The 18,772-nt window shown below is 72.7% G+C and carries 13 protein-coding genes; 4 read left to right on the top strand and 9 right to left on the bottom strand.

Translation table 11 applies throughout. The features are described from left to right. Positions 1–15 precede the first annotated feature (15 nt). Positions 16–1,164 (top strand): AI-2E family transporter, encoded by a 1,149-nt coding sequence (locus tag AB0J53_RS12490; RefSeq protein WP_364171441.1) that lies wholly within the window; start codon positions 16–18, stop codon positions 1,162–1,164. Here the strand turns inward: AB0J53_RS12490 and AB0J53_RS12485 are convergent. From AB0J53_RS12485 to AB0J53_RS12455, 7 genes are all read right to left on the bottom strand, one after another. Beyond that, entirely contained in the window at positions 1,161–1,826 is a 666-nt protein-coding gene (locus AB0J53_RS12485; protein ID WP_364171439.1) for an AIM24 family protein, read from the bottom strand. The two genes, AB0J53_RS12490 and AB0J53_RS12485, sit on opposite strands and share 4 nt — an antisense overlap. Before the next feature lie 47 nt (positions 1,827–1,873). After that, entirely contained in the window at positions 1,874–2,539 is a 666-nt protein-coding gene (locus AB0J53_RS12480) for a sensor domain-containing protein (protein WP_364171437.1), read from the bottom strand. A gap of 71 nt (positions 2,540–2,610) precedes the next feature. Next, a complete protein-coding gene (locus AB0J53_RS12475; protein ID WP_364171435.1) occupies positions 2,611–5,394 on the bottom strand; it encodes a hypothetical protein in 2,784 nt (927 codons plus the stop codon). Continuing rightward, positions 5,391–6,506: an AAA family ATPase gene (locus AB0J53_RS12470; protein WP_364171433.1), complete on the bottom strand. Its 1,116-nt coding sequence runs from the start codon at positions 6,504–6,506 to the stop codon at positions 5,391–5,393. The genes AB0J53_RS12475 and AB0J53_RS12470 overlap by 4 nt, the downstream gene beginning before the upstream one ends. A gap of 12 nt (positions 6,507–6,518) precedes the next feature. Beyond that, on the bottom strand, positions 6,519–7,820 hold the full coding sequence (locus AB0J53_RS12465) for a VWA domain-containing protein (protein ID WP_364171431.1): 1,302 nt from the start codon (positions 7,818–7,820) through the stop codon (positions 6,519–6,521). Continuing rightward, positions 7,817–9,217: a hypothetical protein gene (locus AB0J53_RS12460; protein ID WP_364171429.1), complete on the bottom strand. Its 1,401-nt coding sequence runs from the start codon at positions 9,215–9,217 to the stop codon at positions 7,817–7,819. Before AB0J53_RS12460 ends, AB0J53_RS12465 begins: the two co-directional genes overlap by 4 nt. Continuing rightward, positions 9,217–9,720 carry a hypothetical protein gene (locus AB0J53_RS12455; RefSeq protein ID WP_364171427.1) on the bottom strand — a complete coding sequence of 168 codons (504 nt, stop codon included), beginning with the start codon at positions 9,718–9,720 and terminating at the stop codon, positions 9,217–9,219. Before AB0J53_RS12455 ends, AB0J53_RS12460 begins: the two co-directional genes overlap by 1 nt. Before the next feature lie 99 nt (positions 9,721–9,819). Between AB0J53_RS12455 and AB0J53_RS12450 the strand changes: the two genes are divergently transcribed. Further along, positions 9,820–12,009 carry a glycoside hydrolase family 95 protein gene (locus tag AB0J53_RS12450; protein ID WP_364171425.1) on the top strand — a complete coding sequence of 730 codons (2,190 nt, stop codon included), beginning with the start codon at positions 9,820–9,822 and terminating at the stop codon, positions 12,007–12,009. Here AB0J53_RS12450 and AB0J53_RS12445 read toward each other — a convergent pair. After that, positions 11,994–15,722, bottom strand: a complete 3,729-nt coding sequence (locus AB0J53_RS12445; RefSeq protein ID WP_364171423.1) for a S8 family serine peptidase — start codon at positions 15,720–15,722, stop codon at positions 11,994–11,996. The two genes, AB0J53_RS12450 and AB0J53_RS12445, sit on opposite strands and share 16 nt — an antisense overlap. A 265-nt stretch (positions 15,723–15,987) precedes the next feature. Here AB0J53_RS12445 and AB0J53_RS12440 point away from each other — a divergent pair, with 265 nt between their 5' ends. Continuing rightward, the gene (locus tag AB0J53_RS12440; RefSeq protein ID WP_357583249.1) at positions 15,988–17,097 is read left to right on the top strand and encodes a class I SAM-dependent methyltransferase; all 1,110 of its coding nucleotides are present in this window, start codon (positions 15,988–15,990) and stop codon (positions 17,095–17,097) included. Here AB0J53_RS12440 and AB0J53_RS12435 read toward each other — a convergent pair. Further along, a complete protein-coding gene (locus AB0J53_RS12435) occupies positions 17,036–18,085 on the bottom strand; it encodes a YafY family protein (protein WP_364171420.1) in 1,050 nt (349 codons plus the stop codon). The two genes, AB0J53_RS12440 and AB0J53_RS12435, sit on opposite strands and share 62 nt — an antisense overlap. 101 nt (positions 18,086–18,186) lie before the next feature. Between AB0J53_RS12435 and AB0J53_RS12430 the strand changes: the two genes are divergently transcribed. Then, the gene (locus AB0J53_RS12430; protein WP_364171418.1) at positions 18,187–18,759 is read left to right on the top strand and encodes a DinB family protein; all 573 of its coding nucleotides are present in this window, start codon (positions 18,187–18,189) and stop codon (positions 18,757–18,759) included. The last annotated feature ends 13 nt before the right edge of the window (positions 18,760–18,772 follow it).

The following is an 18,772-nucleotide window of genomic DNA, read 5'->3' as shown; positions in this document are numbered from 1 at the left end:
CTAGGAGATCCCCTCGTGACGAACCCCACGCAAGAGCACGCGCAGCCCGACGGACGCGCGGTGCGGGTCGAGGGCTTCGCGCCGCGCGTCCCGGCCGCGCGGCGCGGTGAGAAGGCCCCGTTCGGCAAGCCGGGCCGGCCGGTGAGCGGGAGCCCGTTCATGTTCGGGTTCACGGCGGCGCTGGGCGTGCTGTCGGCCTGGCTGCTGGTGCAGGCGCTGACCGTGACGGCGTCGGCGCTGATCCTGATCGTGGTGTCGCTGTTCCTGGCCGTCGGGCTGAAACCGGCGGTGCGCCGGCTGGAGGAGCGCGGGCTGCGGCGGGGCGCGGCGATCGGGATGGTGTTCGCGGCGGTGATCGGGTTCTTCGTGCTGTTCGGCGTGGCGGTGGTGCCCGCGCTGTCGCAGCAGACGGGCCAGTTCGTCGAGCAGTTGCCCGCCTACATCGAGCAGCTTCTCGCCAATCCGGGCGTCCGTGAGCTGGACCAGCGGTTCGGGCTGCTGGAGCGGGCGCAGGACTACCTGCTCAGCGGCAACATGGGCACGCAGGTGTTCAGCGGGCTGCTGGGCGCGGCGGGCGTCGTGGTGAGCGTCCTGTTCTCGGCGCTCACGGTGCTGATCCTGACCCTGTACTTCCTGGCGTCGCTGCGCTCGATCACCGGGCTCAGCTACCGGCTGGTGCCGAAGAGCCGCCGCGAGCGGGTGCGGCTGCTGGGCGACGAGGTGCTGCGGCGGGTCGGCGGGTACGTCGCGGGCAACCTGATCATCTCGCTGATCGCGGGCGTCACGTCGTTCCTGTTCCTGTCGATCGCCGGGGTGCCGTACGCGCTGCCGCTGGCGATCATCGTGGCCGTGACGGACCTGGTCCCGCTGATCGGCGCGGCCATCGGCGCCGGGGTCGCCTCGATCGTCGGCTTCTTCGTGTCGATGCCGGTGGGGATCGCCTGTCTGGTGTTCTTCATCGCCTACCAACAGGTGGAGAACTACCTGATCGCGCCGCGCGTGATGAAGACGTCCGTGGACGTCCCGGCGGCCGCCACGATCGTGGCGGCGCTGATCGGCGGCGCGCTGCTCGGCATCGTCGGCGCGCTGCTCGCCATCCCGGTGGCCGCCGCCATCCAGCTCATCCTGGCCGAGGTGGTGCTCCCCCGGCAGGAGAGCCACTAGCCCTTGGCCTGCACCACCGGCGGGCCCTCGCTCGCCTGGACCAGGACGAACCCCGGTCCCTGGAAGGCGAGCTGCATGGCCTCGCCGCTGCCCCGGCCGATCAGCGCGCCGGCCTTGAACGTGCGGTTGACGCCCACCTTGAGCGACGTGCTCCAGCACACGGCCGACTGCCCGTCGGCGTACGTCGGCATGGCGGCGGCGTCGAGCACGACCGGCGTGCCGTGGGTGGTGACGGCGACCCAGCCGGTGCCGTTGAGCGTGGTGTTGAACAGGCCGCCGGCCGCCATGCCGGCCCCCTGCACCCGCTGGATGTCCCAGGCGAGCTGCGGCTGGAAGGCGAGCAGGTTGCGGCCGTTGACGGTCAGGCCCTCGTTCTCCAGGAAGAACAGGTGGATGTCGTCGGCGTTGTCGGCCAGGTAGAGGTTGCCCTGCCCGCGCACCCGCATGAGCGAGGCGCCCTCACCCGTCATGGCCTTCTTGAACAGCTTGCCGAGGCTGCCGGACCCTTCGTAGTCGAAGTCCATCTGCCCTTGGAAGGCGACCATCGAGCCCTGCTTGGCCAGCACTTCGGGAAGCTGGACGCGCAGCATCTTGGAGTTCTGCAGGGCGAAGCCCGGTGGGAGCTGCTGGGGGTCCATGTTGCCGAAGAATGCGCTGCGCACGCTCGCCCCTTTCGAGATGGATGTCCGTTGAGTCCCACGATATGGGGTCAGGACACGCCCACGTGGGCGGCGTGCCGGAGGCCGGAGCGGGGGGCGTAGGCGGGACGGGTGAGCATCGCCTGGGCGAGCGTGGCCTTGACCAGCGCGGCGCCGCGCAGCACCGGGACCAGCGTCAGCGCGAACAGCACGCCCACGATGACGTTGAAGGTGATGTGGGTCGCCATGTCGGCGCCGAAGCCGAGCAGCGCGGGCAGCCCGCCCTCGTGGAAGCCGGGCACACCGGTCAGGAGCCAGCCGTAGACCGGGAACGTCAGGCCCGCGATCGCCCCGGCCCACCACACGACGGCGAACACGAACGAGACGATGGCGATCGGGAAGGACAGGATGGCGTACAGCAGGTCCATCGGGGCCTGCGCGTTGAGCACCGGGTTCATCGTGCGGCGGAACCAGCCGGCCCACGCCGGGGCCTCGCGGTATTCGGGGCGGGCGAGCGGGCGGCCGAGCACTTCCGGCAGCGCGGCCCGCTCCACGTCGGCGAAGCGCCGCGCCATCGTGGCCGTGGCGGCCAGGATCGGCAGGCCGACGAAGGCGACGGCGCTGCCCAGCCCGGCCGCGATCCCGGTCACGATCAGGCAGAAGCCGATGACGGCGAGGGGGAAACCGGTGAGGACGTAGCGGGTGTCGACGGCGATGCGGCGGCGGAGGTTCGTCATGTACCTCAACGTACGGTTCGGACCCCGGCCGCCACTCTCCCGCTCGCTGGCCTCTTGGGGTAGGGCTGTCCCTACCCCTTACCGGCCGCGCACAGCACGCCTGCCAGCGCGTCCGCCGCCGACGGATGCCGGGCCAGGAGCGCGGCCACCTCGGGGGCCGCCCCGGGCACGGCGTCGCCGGAGCCGAGCGGCGCCCAGCCGCCCTCGCAGCCGAGCAGCGCCGCCACGGCGTCGCTGGGAGCCGGGTGCGCCGCCAGCAGCTCGGCGACCGGCCCGCCCGTGACGGCGGCGGGAGCCGCCCGCACGCCCGGCCCGTCGCCGGGCGCCCGCTCCCACGGGGCCACCCAGGCGTCCACGGCCGCGAGCGTCGCCGGGAACGTGCGCCCGGCCTCCCGGATCAGGATCGGGACCAGCTCCGGGGCCTCCTTGCGCAGCGTCTCGATGAGCGTCGGCAGCCACGGCAGGAGCACCCGGTCCGGCAGCTTGGCGAACGCCCCGGAGATCACCTCCACCACGAACGGCGTCAGCGCCGGAGCCGCCTCCAGCGCCTGCACGAACCCGCTCAGGTACTGCGGGAACGACGGCACCACCAGCGGGTTGTCCAGCAGCTCGGCACACCGCTCCCGCAGGTCGGCGATCGCCAGCACGCCGAGCTGGAACTGGGCCGCCCACAGCAGCGCGATCTTGCCGGGCGTCTCCGGGTGCGACTGGCGCACGGCCAGTTCGAGCTGCGCCCGGTCGCAGCCCAGCGACAGCGCCAGGCTCTCCATCGACGACAGGAACCCGAGCATGGCGGCCACCTGCCGCACCCCGACGTCCTCGGCCACGAACGCCGTGGGCAGCAGCGTGCAGTACTGCGCGTAGCCGGTGGTCACGAACCGCTCGCACCACTCGGGCAGCGCCGGCTCGGTGGCCCGGTAGTGGGCCAGCAGCCGCCGAATGCGCCGCAGCACGTCCGGCGCGTCGTCGACGCTCCGCTCGGCGGCGAGCAGGTCCACGGCCCGCGCCCCGAGCTCGTCGGCGACGCGCCGGCCGCCCAGGAACAGGATGGCCTCCTCGACCGCCTGCAACGCGTCGGCGGCGGTCGCCTTCGGCTCCCACACGCTGCGCCGCAGCCGCTGCTCCAGCACCTGCTCGACGGTGACGCCCTCGTAGCCGAGCTCGATGAGCGCGCGCTGGTGGTGGCCGAGCGCGACGTCCCAGCTCTCCTGGATGGAGCGCTCGCCGAGCTGCCTGCTGCCCATGATGGGCCGCACGGCGTGGTCGTCGGGCATCAGCCGCCGCAGCACCCACAGCAGTTGCGAGCAGGGCCGCAGCTCGGGGGTGGCGTTCAGGTCGAGCAGCACCCGGTGCACGGCCCGCTTCTTCATGTCGAAGCCGAGCGGCTCCAGGCGTTCGAACACGTCCTGGGCGAGCGGCGGCAGCGACTGGTAGCCGACCTCGCCGATCCGGTCGCCGCCGAGCAGGATCTCGCACAGCCGCCGCACGTCCCGGCGGCCGGGCACGGTGTCCTTCTCGATGCAGGTGACGGCCGCGTCCTGGAAGTCGTACGGCGTCGGCCTGGCCCTGCCCCGGATCCCGGCGAGCAGGATGGACGTCTCGTACACGGCGATGGCGTCGGCCGTGCTGGACAGGTAGCCGTTGCGCCGGGCCAGCCGGACGATGTCGACGCACCAGCCGAGCAGTTCGGCCTCGTCGAGCGGGTCGCGCTCGGGCGGCCGGGACAGGAACCCGGTGAGCTGGTCGGCGGGCACCAGGGGCGCGGCGGGCTTCGCCTTGGCGGGCCGCTTGCTCGACGGCTGCCCCTTGAGCGCGTATGGCTTGACTCCGCCGCGCGTGACGGCCTTGGCGTACGTGGCGGCGGCGATCGACACCGACCCGGGGGCCAGCCCGAACTGGGCCTCGATGGCCGAGTGGCTGGACGGGATGAGGCCGTACAGCCAGTTCGTGGCGGTCCGCGGGGAGATGTCGAAGTCCGTACGCGTCGCGTCCAGGCCGAACTCCTCCACCCGGCTGGCCGCGTGGAAGGCGCCGCACACGTACAGGCAGCGCTCGGGGGCGGCGCCGGTCGCGGCCAGGTGCTCGCGCATGCGCGTCCACATGTACCGCTCGCGGTCCTCGTCCCGGTCGAGCTTGGCCGAGTCGTGCGGGCGCAGCCGCCTGAACAGGCTGCCGATCAGCACCATGACCTGGCGGTAGGTGTCGTAGTCCGCGCCGGACAGCGGCTGCTCCACGTACTGGTCCCACCACTCGGACCAGTGGCGGACCTTGCCGTGATGCAGCAGGTGCTCCTCCAGCTCGGCGAAGCGGGGCCGCAGGTCGCCGATCTCGACGCCGACCGCGTCGCCGTGCAGGCCGGCCTCCTCGGCGGGCCTGCCGGGCTCCTCCCGGGGATGCCACTGGAAGACGTGGTCGGAGGACCGGTCGACCAGCACCAGCTCCACGCCGGGCGTGTCGAGCGCGTAGGCGATGGCCTGATACTCGGCGGACGCCTCGGTGATGGGGGCGACCACGCTGAGCGGCCCCCAGCTCTCCGGGAAGCCGTCGAGGTCGGTGGCGAACGCCTGGAGCGCCACCGGCAGCTTGCAGGTCCGCAGCTCGTCGAGGAGCGGACGCAGGTCCTCGCACAGCTCCAGGTAGATGACCTGCGGCTGCTTCTCGCGCAGCCGCCTGGCCATGGCCAGGGCCGAGGCCGGCGAGTGGTGGCACACCGGGAAGATCTCCAGCCGCTCGCCCAGCGCCCGGTCGACGTCGTCGACCATGCCCGTGAGAATCTCGGACAGGGCGCCGGGCGACCCGGCGAAGATCTCGGCGGCATCGTTGAGCTGCTCGCGCAGCGCGCCGAAGAGGCTCATGACAGGGTGGCGATGGCCTGGCGGCCGCCTTCGAGGAAGCCCTGCCACTCGCCGCCGTCCTTCTTGCTGCGCGGCTCGATGACCCCGTGCCAGTACTTGTTGAGGATGGCCAGGTCCTCGGGGGTGCGCCGGGCCAGCGACCCGACGAGCGAGCCGGCCAGCGTCTCGGCCCTGAGCGTGCGGTCGCCGAAGAAGTTGCTGTGCAGGATCGCGTCCTCCAGCACGCCGATCTGCTCGGCCGTGGACAGCGCCGACTCCAGCTTGCCGTCGTCGCTCTGCGCGGACGCGGCGGCGGCCCGCAGGTCGGCGAAGCTCTGCAGCAGGATGTCGAGCAGCGTGGGCGGCAGCTCCAGGTCGATGTTGTGGCGGCGCAGCAGCTCGGTGGTGCGGAAGCGGACGATCTCCGCCTCGCTCTTCTTGTTCGTCACGACGGGGATGCGGACGAAGTTGAAGCGCCGCTTGAGCGCGGACGACAGGTCGTTGACGCCCCGGTCGCGGCTGTTGGCGGTGGCGATGATGGAGAAGCCGGGCTGGGCGAAGACGATGTTGTCGTCGTCGAGCTCGGGGATGGACACGTACTTCTCCGACAGGATGGAGATGAGCGCGTCCTGGACGTCGCTGGTGGAGCGGGTCAGCTCCTCGAAGCGACCGATCACGCCCTGCTCCATCGCCGTCATGATCGGCGAGGGGATCATCGACTCGCGCGACTGCCCCTTGGCGATCACCATGGAGACGTTCCACGAGTACTTGATGTGGTCCTCGGTGGTGCCCGCGGTGCCCTGCACGACCAGCGTGGAGTTGCGGGAGATGGCGGCGGCGAGCAGTTCGGCGAGCCAGCTCTTGCCGGTGCCGGGGTCGCCGATCAGGAGCAGGCCGCGGTCGGAGGCCAGCGTGACGATGGCACGCTCGACGAAGCTCCGGTCGCCGAACCACTTCTGCGCGATCTCCCGGTCCAGGCCGTCGGAGCGCTCGGAGCCGAGCACGAACAGGCGGACCATGCGCGGGCTGAGCCGCCAGGAGAACGGCTTGGGGCCGTCGTCGATCGACTCCAGCCAGTCGAGCTCCTCTGCGTACTTGACCTCGGCGGGGGCGCGCAGCATCTCGTCGGTCATTCGGGGATTCTCCTAGTTGAGGAAGTTCTTGAGCTCGAACACGAGTTTGCGGATGTGGCCGGAGATCACCGGCGTGCCCAGGTCCTTCAGCTTCTGCTTGAACCAGGAGTCGACGCTCTGATGTCCGGAGCTGCTGACGGACCCGACGGGGATCAGCTTCACGCCGGAGCGGTGCAGCGACTCGAACTCGGTCTGCACGTCCCGGTTGTCGTAGAAGTCGGAGATCCACACCAGCGCGGTGTTGCGCGGGTCCATGATCTTGGGGCGGGCCAGGCTCATCGCGACCATGCCGTTGGTGCCGCCGCCGAGCTGGGTGCGCAGCAGCACCTCGAACGGGTCGTGCACCCACGGCGTCAGGTCGAGCGCCCGGTGGTCGTAGGCGATCAGGTGCACGTCGACCTTGGGCAGCCCGGCGAAGATGGAGGCCAGGATGGTGCAGTTGACCATCGCGTCCACCATCGAGCCCGACTGGTCGACGACCACGATCATGCGGGCCGGGACCGTGCGCTTGGCGGTGTGCTTGTAGAAGAGCCGGTCCACGTAGAGCCGCTCGTCGTCGGGGCTCCAGTTGGTGAGGTTCTTCCAGATCGTCCGTTCGATGTCCAGGTTGCGGAACACCCGCTTGGGCGGCACCGACCGGTCGATGGTGCCGGCGCTGGTCTGCTGCACCTGGGTGCGCAGCACCTGGGCGACCTCGTCGACGTAGCGGCGGATCAGCGCCTTGGCGTTGGCCAGGGCGACGCCCGACAGGTTGTCCTTGTCGCGCAGCAGTTGCTCGATGAGCGACATGCTGGGCGTGAGCTGCCGCGACAGCGCCGGGTCGGCGAGCACCTCGCGCAGCCGCATGCGCTTGACCAGGTCGCCTTCGAGGCCGGCGAGCACTCCGCCGAGCCCGTTGCGGCCGGGCTGGGCGCGCAGCTCGCCGGGCTCGCAGCCGAGCGCCTGCTCGAACCAGCCGGCGTCCTGCTGCCAGGCGGCCAGTTTGGTGGCGGAGACGTCGCCGCTGCCGGTGGCGAACAGGTTGAGCAGCAGCTTGGACGCCAGCGCGGCGGTGCGGGCCCGGTCGCGCGGCTCCTCGTCGTCCTCGCCGGGCGCCATCAGGCCGCGGAACTCCTCGGCCAGCTCGGGGAAGCGCTGCACCAGCGTGTCGACGGACACCGACGGGTCGAGCAGCGCGGGCGGCAGCCCGAGCGCGTCGACGGCGGCCACGCTGGCCGCTTCGAGCGCCGGCTGCTCGTCGGTCTCGAACACGCGGGCCAGCAGCCGCCACAGCAGCACCTGGCGCCGGTTCTCCTCGGCGCGGGTATCGGTCATTTCCTCAGCAGCCGTCCTGCTCGTTCGCGGAGTACGGCCACCGCGTCGCCCGATCTGGCCAGCGACTTGACGACCTTGGGGTCGGTGGGCCCGAGCGCCCAGTCGCCGTTGTGCACGGCGACCTGCTGGCGCTTGACCGTCGACTGGACGGCGAGCGGCTGGAGCAGCCAGCGGCCGTCCCAGCGCAGCAGGCCGATGCAGGCGGTGGAGGTGGCCAGGAGCTGGGGCGTGAGCGGGCCGCAGCCGGGCAGCCGGTCGGTGGTGACGGCGATCGCCTGGTCGCCGAGCCGGAACTCGATCCCTTCGTCCACCTTGACGGCCTTGTAGCCCTCGACGAACACCGGCTCGGCGATGGCCACGGGGTGCCGGTCGATCGGCGGCCCGGCGGGCGCGAGCGCCCCGGCGAGTTGGACGCGGGCGACGGCGAACGGGGCGGCGAGCTCGCCCGCGGCGGCCTTGGCGTCGTCCCACAGCAGGTCGCCGCTGGCCAGCAGGGGCATGTCGGTGAGGTCGAGCGACAGATGCCTGGCCAGCGCGCCGAGCAGCGCCGGGTAGTCCTGGAGGACGCCCCACACGGCGGGGCCGACGACGGTGTCGACCTTGGTGGCGGAGATCGCGGTGCGCACCAGCCGGGGCGTGCCGCCGTCCTTCGGCTCCAGCAGTCCGTGCACCTGAACCTGGACGGCGGTGGCGTGCTCGTGCACGTCGGCGCCGAGGATGAGCAGCCGCCCGGACACCGGGACGCCGGGGTCGGCGCCGGCGCGGCCGGGCTGGGTGAGCATCAGGGCGCGGGTCCACAGGTCGGCCCAGCGGCGTTCCGGCAGCCTCTCCATCGTGGCGACGGGGCTGGAGGCGCGCAGCTCGGCGGCGAGCCCGTCGAGCAGCACGGCGGCCCGGCGCAGCGCGGGCTCGCCGAACATGGCCTCGATCGCCTGGTCGGAGGCGGCGACGAGGTCGTGGCCGACGCCGCGCCAGCCGGTGATGGCCACCTCGTGCAGCCAGGACCGGCAGCCGACGAGCAGGTTCTCCGGAGCTTCGACCGGACCGGCTGCGGGCTCCTCCCAGGAGGCCCGGGTCCGGCCGAGCGCCTCGTCGAAGCGGGCCAGCAGGGCGTCGGCGACGGCGCCGAGCAGCGCGGCACGCGCCCCGGCGAGCATCGTCAGGTGGTCGCCCGCGACCGAGCCGGTGGCGATCTTGTCGGCGGCCTCGACGGCCCGGTCGCCGAGCGGGGTCGCGGCCACGGCGGCGGCCAGGCCGGTGATCGCCTGGGCGCCCTGCTCGCTGAGCCGCCCGAGCCCGGTGCCCAGCGTCTCGTCGAAGGCGGCGACCAGGTCGAGGGCTTCCTCGACGCCCGGGGGCAGGCCGGCGTCGAGCGCGCCGAGTTGCACGTCCAGCATCAGCGCACCGCCCCGGTCGAGGGGAACCAGTGCATCTCGGCGAGCGGCGCGGTGCCGGCCGGCAGCTCCAGGTAGCCGAGGTGGCGCAGGAACCGGCTGAACACGACGGCGGCCGAGCCCGGCTCGTGCCCGCCGGTCAGGCGCCTGATCAGGTCGTGGCTGGTCTCGACGGTCTCGGCGCCGTCGACGCGCAGGTAGCGGGCGACGCGGCCGGCGCCGTACTGCACGATCGCCTCGGCCACCAGCGAGTTCAGGTGCTTGCACGGCGAGCTGTAGAGGCCGCCGCAGGGCCGGTTGTTGTTGGTGCTGCAGTTGAAGTCGTGGGTTCCGGCGGCGATGAAGGACACGTACACCCGCCCGATGTCCGATCCGCTCGACACGACGCCCTGCAGGCGTCCGTCAGCCAGCTCGACGAAGGGCACCTTCGCCAGCTTGCGCGGCTGGACGGGCGGCACCACGAGGGTGACGCTGCGCCGCTCCCACGCGGTTGGGTCCGCGTTCACGATCCTCTGACCTCCAGGGCTCTTGATCAACGAACCGGAAATGTAGCGGAGGCCACCGACAAGAGTGGGCGGTTCACGCAGAATGATTAGGCTTTGGCGGTGATCCTCTGGTTCGACCGACCTGCTGCGACCTGGGAGAGCGAGGCGCTGCCCATCGGCAACGGCGCGCTCGGCGCGACCGTCCACGGCACCGTGGCGACCGAGCGGTTGCGGCTCAACGAGAAGACGCTGTGGACCGGCGGCCCCGGCGAGGACGGCTACCTGTCGGGCAACTGGCCGCACCCCCGGCCCGGCGCCGTCGAGAGGATCCAGCGGGACATCGACGAGCGCGGCAGCCTGCCGCCCGAGGAGGTCGCGGCCGAGCTCGGCGCGCCGCCCACCGGGTTCGGCGCGTACCAGACCTTCGGCGAGCTGCTGCTCGACGTGCCGGGCGCGCCCGCCGAGCCGGCCGGCTACCGGCGCGCGCTCGACCTCGGCGACGCCGTCGCCACCGTGACCTACCGGGACGCCGCCGGGGTCACGTTCACGCGCGAGTACCTGGCCAGCCATCCGGCCGGGGTGATCGCCGGGCGGATCACCGCCGACCGGCCGGGCCGCGTGAGCTTCACGCTGCGTTTCGCCGGCGCGCACCCCGGCTGCGAGCGGGTCACGGCACGCGACGGGCGGCTGGTCGTGCGGGGCGCGCTCCCGGGCAACGGGCTGCGTTACGAGGGCCAGGTCCAGGTCCTCGCCGACGGCGGCGCCCGTACCGACGGGGACGGGTGCGTGACGGTCAGCGGGGCCGACGGCGCGACGTTCGTGTTCTCGGCCGGCACCGACTACGCGCCCGCGTACCCGCACTACCGGGGGCCGGACCCGCACGCGCGGGTGACGGCGGCCGTGGACGGCGCGCCACCGTGGGAGGAACTGCGGCGGGCGCACGTCGCCGACCACCGGGAGCTGTTCGACCGCGTACGGCTCGACCTCGGCGAACCGCTGCCCGACGTGCCCACGGACCAGGCGCTCGCCGGGCGGTGCCGGGGGCTGCAGGCGCTCTACTTCCAGTACGGGCGCTACCTGCTCATCGCCTCGTCGCGGCCCGGCTCGCTGCCCGCCAACCTCCAGGGCGTCTGGAACGAGTCCAACACGCCGCCGTGGGACTGCGACTACCACACCAACATCAACCTCCAGATGAACTACTGGCCCGCCCAGGTCACCGGCCTGGCCGAGACCGCGGAGCCGTACCACGCCTTCGTCGAGGCGCTGCGCGAGCCCGGCAGGCGGACCGCGAAGGAGCTGTTCGGCACCGAGGGCTGGGTGGTGAACCAGAACACCAACCCGTTCGGCTTCACCGGCGTGCAGGACTGGGCCACCTCGTTCTGGATGCCGGACGCGGCCGGCTGGCTGGTGCGCGAGCTGTACGAGCACTACCTGTTCGGCGGCGACGTGGACTTCCTGCGCGAGCGGGCCTACCCGGCGATGCGCGAGGCGGCCCTGTTCTGGCTGGCCAACCTGCGGACGGACCCGCGTGACGGGCTGCTCGTCGTCTCCCCCAGCTACTCGCCCGAGCACGGCGGCTTCACCGCCGGGGCCGCGATGCCGCAGCAGATCGTGTGGGACCTGTTCACCTCCACGCTGGAGGCGGCGGACGTGCTCGGCGCGGACGGCGAGCTGCGCGAACGGCTGCGGGCGGCGCTGGACCGGCTCGACCCGGGCGTGCGCGTCGGCTCGTGGGGCCAGCTCCAGGAGTGGAAGGCCGACCTCGACGACCCGGACGACGAGCACCGGCACGTCTCCCATCTGTACGCGCTGCACCCGGGACGTCAGCTCACCGAGCCCGCGCACCTGGAGGCCGCCCGGGTCACGCTCGGCGCCCGCGGCGACGGCGGCACCGGCTGGAGCAAGGCCTGGAAGATCAGCTTCTGGGCTCGGCTGCGTGACGGCGACCACGCGCTGCGGATGCTGACCGAGCAGCTCAAGGACAGCACGCTGGCCAACCTGTGGGACACGCATCCGCCGTTCCAGATCGACGGCAACTTCGGCGCCACCGCCGGGATGGCCGAGATGTTGCTGCAGAGCCACGCGGGCGTCATCGACGTGCTGCCCGCGCTGCCGTCCGCCTGGCCGGACGGGTCGGTGGACGGCCTGCGGGCGCGTGGCGGCTTCACCGTCGGCGTCACCTGGGCCGGCGGCCGGCCGACGGAGATCCGCCTGACCTCCAACCTCGGCGGCACCGCCAGGCTCCGGTATCCAGGGTCCGGGATCCTGACGGTGCCCACCGAGGCGGGCGGCTCCTACCGCGTCGCGTAGGCCCTGATCACCTCCTGCGTGACGCCGTTGCCGTGGACGTCGGCGGCGGTCAGCCGCAGCGAGACGAACCCGGACCGGTGCCGCTCCACCTTGGCCTCGTACCGCTTGTCGCCCTTGTTCTTCAGCTTGGCCGGCTTCCAGGTGGCGCCGTCGTCGTAGGAGACCTCCAGGGTCACGTCCTTGACGTCGCTCTGCTCGGCCCCTTCCTGGTGGAACAGCCGCACGCCGAGCTTGGTGGACGTGGCCCGGTTCTTCAGGTCGACCGGGGCGTCGAAGCTCGCCATGAGCAGCGGGATCACGGTCGTGTCCGCCGTGTGCGCCGAGCCGAACGTCCACACGCCCTTCGTCCGGGTGGACAGCCTGGCCCACTCCGCCTCGTTGCGCACGTCGTACTCGATCCGGTAGGACGCCTGCTCGGCGGGCAGGTCGACGGTGCCCGTCGGCAGGTAGTTCGTCTGCGTGACGAGCGTCTCGCCCTGGTAGAGCCGGAAGTCGGTCTTCATGCCGCGCTCGAAGTCACTCGTGTACGTGTCGCCGAAGTTGCCGTCGGCGTCCACGAAGCCCTGCATCGAGATCGACAGCCGGTCGCCGTCGCGGCGCAACGGGTTGCGCGGGTTGGTGCCGGGCAGCAGCGGATGCCGGAACCAGCTCCGGCTGACCTTCTGGCCCGCCTCGAAGGTGGCGAAACCGGGCAGCGTCAGCGTGACGTACGGGGTGTCGGGGTGCGGCCACATGCTGTTGTAGTGCCGCTCCGGCGTCCCGGCGCTGGTGGTCCAGCGCAGGTCGGCGCCCGGGCTGACGTAGTCGACGCGGGTGCGCGGCGCCTTGGCCAGCGGGCGGTTGGTGGTGATGGCGAAGGTGTCCCACGGCTCGAAGACGTAGCGGGCCTCGTTGACCGTCACGTCGTCGGCGAGCTGGCTGCGGAAGTCGGTCTCCACCCTGGCCAGCGACTTGGCGCGCACCACGTAGTCCAGCGAGCCGGGCACCCGGCCGACCTCGCGCAGATACAGGTCGTAGGCGTACGGGCTGGCGACGATGCCCTTGGCCAGCACCGGCACGGGCAGCCGCTTGAGCCGTTCGACCAGCTTGAGCCCTTCCTCGTGGCTGAGCCGGACGGTCGGGACGGCGAGCTTGACGCCGTTGCCGCCGGAGCTGACGTCGGAGCCGGGCGTGTCGCTGTAGATGGCGACCAGTTTGGCCCCGGCCGCGGCGGCGGCGTTCGACTGGGTGGACACGGGCACGCCGGGGGTGCGGCGGATGACGGCGAGCTTGCCGCGCAGGCGGGCCCGGGCGATCTCCTCGGCGCTGCCCCGGCCGGCGTCGGCCGCCATCAGCAGGGCGGTGCCGTCGAGGCGCGGGTAGTCGGTGGAGAAGTCGCTGAAGTGGACCGGGTCGTAGTAGAAGGGCTCCAGGTCGAGGCCGGGGGCGCTCAGCGTGATCGCAGGAGCCTCCAGCCGCCACCGGGTGGCCACGGCGAACGTGCCCTTGGTGACCTTCTTCGTCGGCTGCACGAACAGCCGCTCCTCGATCTGGCCGCCGGGCGAGATGTGGGTGCCGCCGCGCAGCGCCGTGCCCTTGTCCGCGGCGCGGTACCACATGAGCTGGGCCGCGGCCCCGACGTTGCGCTTGGTGCGGTGGTCAGGGGTCTTGATATTGACCTCGACGGCCTTGCGGGCGTCGAGCACGACCTCGGTGTTCTCGGTGATCTCCATCTCGGGGTCGCCGACGAGGCTCTCGTGCAGCGGCTTGCCGCCCGACGTGCTGTCCTGGCCGGCGGGCATGGTCCAGATGTGGCCGAGAACGGAGTACGTGCCGGGCGTCACCAGCAGGCAGGTGCCCTGGCCGTACTTCTGCTCGGTGCACGGCTGGGCCGGGTCGCCGGGCAGCACGCGCCCGGCGAGCGTGCCCTCGTCCAGGTTGAGCACGGTGAAGCCGCCGCGCCCGTCGCGCCCGTCGCGGGCGATGCCGCGTACCCGCAGCTCGACGCGCTTGGGCTCGACGCTCGCCGCCAGCAGCGTGCGCACGGTCGCGCCGCCGGCGGCGGTCGCGGTGAGGTGCTCGCGCAGCAGGGCGGGGGTGTCGCCCTTCAGCGTCACCGTGGCCTCCGCCGTCCCGGCGGCGGGCACGGTGAGCTTGGCCGGCTCCACGGTGAAGGGGCCGCTGACCGCCAGGTCCAGCTCCACGGGCGTCTGCCCGAGGTTGCGGTAGGCGACGGTGGCGGTCTTCGTCTCGCCCGGCTTGACCTTGCCGAACCCGGCCGAGCCGGTCGAGGCCAGGACCGTGCCCTTGATCGCCGCGGCCACGTCGATCCGGCCGTTGCCCTGCGCGTCGGCCGCGATGTCCTGGCCCGGCTTCGCCGTGCCCATCAGCAGCGCCTTCAGCTCGGCGCCGGTGATGCCGGGCCGGGCCTGCCGCAACAGCGCCGCCGCCCCTGCCACGTGCGGCGTCGCCATCGAGGTGCCCGACATGGGGGTGTACGGCCGGTCCTGGGCGGTACCGCCGGTCCGGGCCGCGACGATGCCGACGCCCGGCGCGGTCACGTCCGGCTTGACCGCGAGCGTCGCCGCGATCGGGCCCCGGCTGGAGAAGCCGGCGAGCTTGTCCTCGCGGTCGACCGCGCCGACGGTCAGCGCCTCGGGGGCGTCTCCGGGCGTGCCGACGCAGCCGTCACAGCCGTCGTTGCCCGCCGCGACCACGAACAGCGTGCCGTACTGGCGCGTCAGCGCGCCGACGGCCTCGGTGAGCGGGCCGCCCGGCTCCGGGCTGCCGAGGCTCATGTTGACGATGCCGGCGCGCTTCTCGCCCGCCGCCCACTCCATGCCGTCGATGATCCACGAGAGCTGGCCACTGCCCTCGCCGTCGAGCACCCGGCCGTCGACCACCGTCGCGCCCGGCGCCACGCCCTTGCCCCGGCCCTCGGAGGCCGCGCCGCTGCCCGCGATCGTGCTCGCCACGTGGGTGCCGTGGCCGTGCGGGTCGCCGGTGGCGTTCTCGCCGGTGAAGTCGCGCCGGTCGGCGACCTTGCCGGCCAGGTCGGGGTGCCGGCCGTCCACGCCGGTGTCGAGCACGGCCACGGTCGTGCCCGTGCCGTCGAAGCCCGCCGCCCACGCCTCGGGCGCGGCGATCTGCGGCACGCTGTGCTCCAGCGACGGCTCCACCTTGCGGTCGAGCCAGATCTTCTCCACCGCCGCCAGCGGTCCCGCCCCGCGGGCCGCGGGACCGGCCCCGGCGAGCTTGACCAGCTCGGCGCCGAGCCTGGCCGCCTCCGAGGCGGCCAGCTCCACGCCGGCGCCGCCGATGCTCTCCAGCGTGCGGGCCTGCTTGACGGCCGGGAGCGCCGCCTTCGGCACGCTGTCGCGGTAGGTGAGGATCAGCGGGATCGTCGCCCCGTATCCGTCCCTGGCCAGGTCGGTGACGTTGAACAGCGCCGGGTCCAGCCGGTCCGGCACCAGGGCCGCCACGTCGTCCGGGATCACGGTCAGCTCGCCGTCCGACTCCAGCGTCCGGAACGCCGGGACGTGCCCGTCCGCGCGCGGCGCCGGGGTGACCGCCACCGTCCGGTGGCCGCCGTCGACCGCCCGCACCCGCACCCGGTCACCGGTGATCAAGGTGATCTCGTCGGCGGCGCCTAACGCGGTGGCCGCCGGGACACTCTCGGCTCGCGCGCCCGGCGCGCTGAGCGCCGACACGGCCAGAACCGCCGAGACGCCCACCACCGCCCCTCGGCGCCATCGCCCCAAACCAGACATTCGACCGTCCTCCAACGCATGTGGTAAGCCCAACTACCGAATAATTCCTAAGGGGCGCGATCTGCCGGTGTCCATGAGATCGGCGTGGCTGGAACCGGACTTGTCATGAATCCGCCACCCATTCCGGCCCGCGCGGCGGTCGTTCTCGGTGTTCATTTGGGGATTGCGATGGAATAGTCGGAAGGAGGCGAGGCAATACCTGCGGCATTCGGCTGCTTAGGGGTATGTGATGGTCTCTGCACGGCGAGTTCTCGGCCGGCTGGCGTACGGCACCCGCTACGACCGCGTCCCTTGGGGACAGCGCGTCTACGTCCGGCCCGGCGAACGCCTCGTCCGCGAGGCGCAGTGGCGCTGGCGACTGCGCCGGGCGCCCGTCCTGCCGCTGGAGGACTACCAGGCCGACCTGCCGCTGGGCGAGATCGAGGAGTTCCTCGCCTGCATGATGTGCGGCGACGAACGCCAGCAGCCGCTCTTCCGGCCCGCCGGCGAGAAGTGGCGCTACCGCGTCGTCCGCTGCCCCTCCTGCGGCTTCCTCTACCGCAACCCGAACATCCGCCCCGAACGCCTCGGCGACCTGTACGCCACCGGCTACAGCAAGTTCCTGACCGGCAAGTACGCCGCCAACCGGCAACGCCGCTACACCCTCACCATGCAGGCGTTCTCCCCCATCCTGGACGCGGGCGAAGGCAGGCGGCTGCTCGACTTCGGCTGCGGCGCCGGCCTCTTCCTGGAGCTCGCCGAACAGCGCGGCTTCGACGCCTACGGCGTGGACCTCTCACCCGACTCCGTCGCCCAGGCCAACGAACGCCTCACCAAGGCCCGCGCGTTCTACGGCGCGCCCGAGGACGTGCCCGAGATCGCCGAGGGCGGCTTCGACGTCATCACCCTCTGGTCGGTGCTCGCCCACCTGCCCCGCCCGCTGGACGACTTCACCCGCTTCCGCAGCCTGCTCGCTCCCGGCGGGGTGCTGCTCATCCTCACCGTCAACGCCCGCTCCCTGCTCCTGAAGGCGTACGGGTCGGCGTGGAGCGGCTTCACCAAGAACCACCTGATGTTCTACTCGTCCGACACGCTGCCCACGCTGCTGAGGCGCACCGGGTTCGCCGGGGTCGGCTACGCCCCGCACTACGGCGACACCGTCGAGGCCGGCACGTCCCGCCTGCCCGGCCCGCTCCGCGCCCGCCTGCGCCGCGCCGTCGAGGCCACGGACGGGGGCAACATGATGCGGGCGATGGCGTTCGCCGACGACGAGGCGATCTCCCGGTGGGGCGGCGCCCTCAAGGTCCGGCGGCTGCGCGAGTCCCCCGCCTCGGCCCCGCTGGAGTCGGCGGGCCACTGACCTCCGGGCCCGCTCCCGGGCCGGCCGCGGCGGCGGCGTAGCGGCGGGCCAGCCGGGCGAACGCGTCCCTGAGCTCGGCGGGCCCCACCACCTCGATGTCGGCGTCGAACCTGCCGAGCGCCGCCGCCAGCCCCGGCCACGACCACGAACCCAGCACGACCCGGCAGCGGTCCGGCCCGAGCTCCTCCACGAGCGCCTCACCGGCGAACCGCGACACCTCGGCGGCCGGCAGGCCGAGGATCACCTCGCCCCGGCAGGGCCAGTCACCCGGCCCGCCGGCCCCCCGGAACCTGCCCGCCACGAACGCCGCCGCGTCACCCCCGGGCAACGCGCGCGGCGTGAACCGGGGCCCCGCCGCCGGGACGCGCGGCGTGATCCGGTCCGCCCGGAACGTACGCCAGTCGCCCCGGTCGAGATCCCAGGCGACGAGATACCAGCGCCCGCCCCAGGTGACGAGATGATGCGGCTCCACGCGCCGCGCCGGCCCAGGATCGCGCTCGCCGGTCCGCCTCCTGTAGTCGAACCGCAGCACCTCGCGGGCGTGCACGGCCGCGCTGAGCGTCATGAGCACCCCGCTGTCCACCCGCGTCTCCGGCCGGACCGCGTCGGCGGCCGTGACCTGGAACGTGTCGATCCGGTGCCGCAACCGAGCGGGCATCACCTGCCGGACCGTGTGCAGCGCCCGCGCCGCCGCCTCCTCGATCCCCGCCCCCGACCTGGCGGCCCCCTGAAGCGCGATCGCCAGCGCCACGGCCTGCTCGTCGTCGAACAGCAACGGCGGCAGCTCGCTCCCCGCGTCGAGCCGGTAACCGCCGTCCGGCCCCTTGATCGCGAGAATCGGATAGCCGAGCTCCCGCAACCGGTCGACGTCCCGCCGTACGGTCCGCGGGCTGATGTCCAGCCGCTCGGCCAGCAGCGCCCCCGGCCAGTCGCGGCGCGCCTGCAGCAGCGAGAGCAACGCCAGCAGTCGCGCTGAAGTCTTCGGCATGTTCTCCATGGTGCCCCAAATAGCGGCCACACCCTGGCCTGTACTGCTGCGACTGTTGACCCCGTACCGAGAACCACCCACCGAAAGGCCGGTCCACCACCATGCCCACTCCCGCGACCCCCACTCTTGACGCCGAGCGCGCCGACCTCCTCGCCGAGCTCGCCGCCGCCCGCTCCGCCCTGACCGCCACCGTCCGCGGCCTGACCGACGAGCAGCTCGCCGAACGCCCCACGGTCAGCGCCCTGTGCCTCGGCGGCGTGATCAAGCACGTCGCCGCCATGGAGGAGCAGTGGCTGCGCTTCGCGACCGACGGCCCGTCGGCCATGAGCTACGACCTGCCCGACGGCGTCACCTGGGCCGACATCGCCGCCGGCACCGCCCGCGAGTTCCCGCAGTGGATGATCGACCACCAGAACGACTTCCGGATGCTGCCCGGCGACACGCTCGCGAGCATCCTGGCCCGCTACGAGGAGGTCGCCGCCCGCACCGAGGAGATCGTCGCCGCCGTCCCCTCGCTGTCGGCCACCCACCCGCTGCCCGAAGCCCCCTGGCACCAGCCGGGCGCCGTGCGCAGCGTCCGCCTGGTCCTCCTGCACGTCATCGCCGAAACCGCCCAGCACGCCGGCCACGCCGACATCCTCCGCGAATCCCTCGACGGCCAGAAGTCCACCTGACCCGGACTTCGAC

Origin of the sequence: Nonomuraea sp. NPDC049725 (assembly GCF_040674795.1) — a bacterium.
Classification (GTDB): Bacteria; Actinomycetota; Actinomycetes; order Streptosporangiales; family Streptosporangiaceae; genus Nonomuraea; species Nonomuraea ceibae.
The sequence above is the reverse complement of the archived record's forward strand: the minus strand, read 5'-3'. Positions and strand labels throughout refer to the sequence as shown.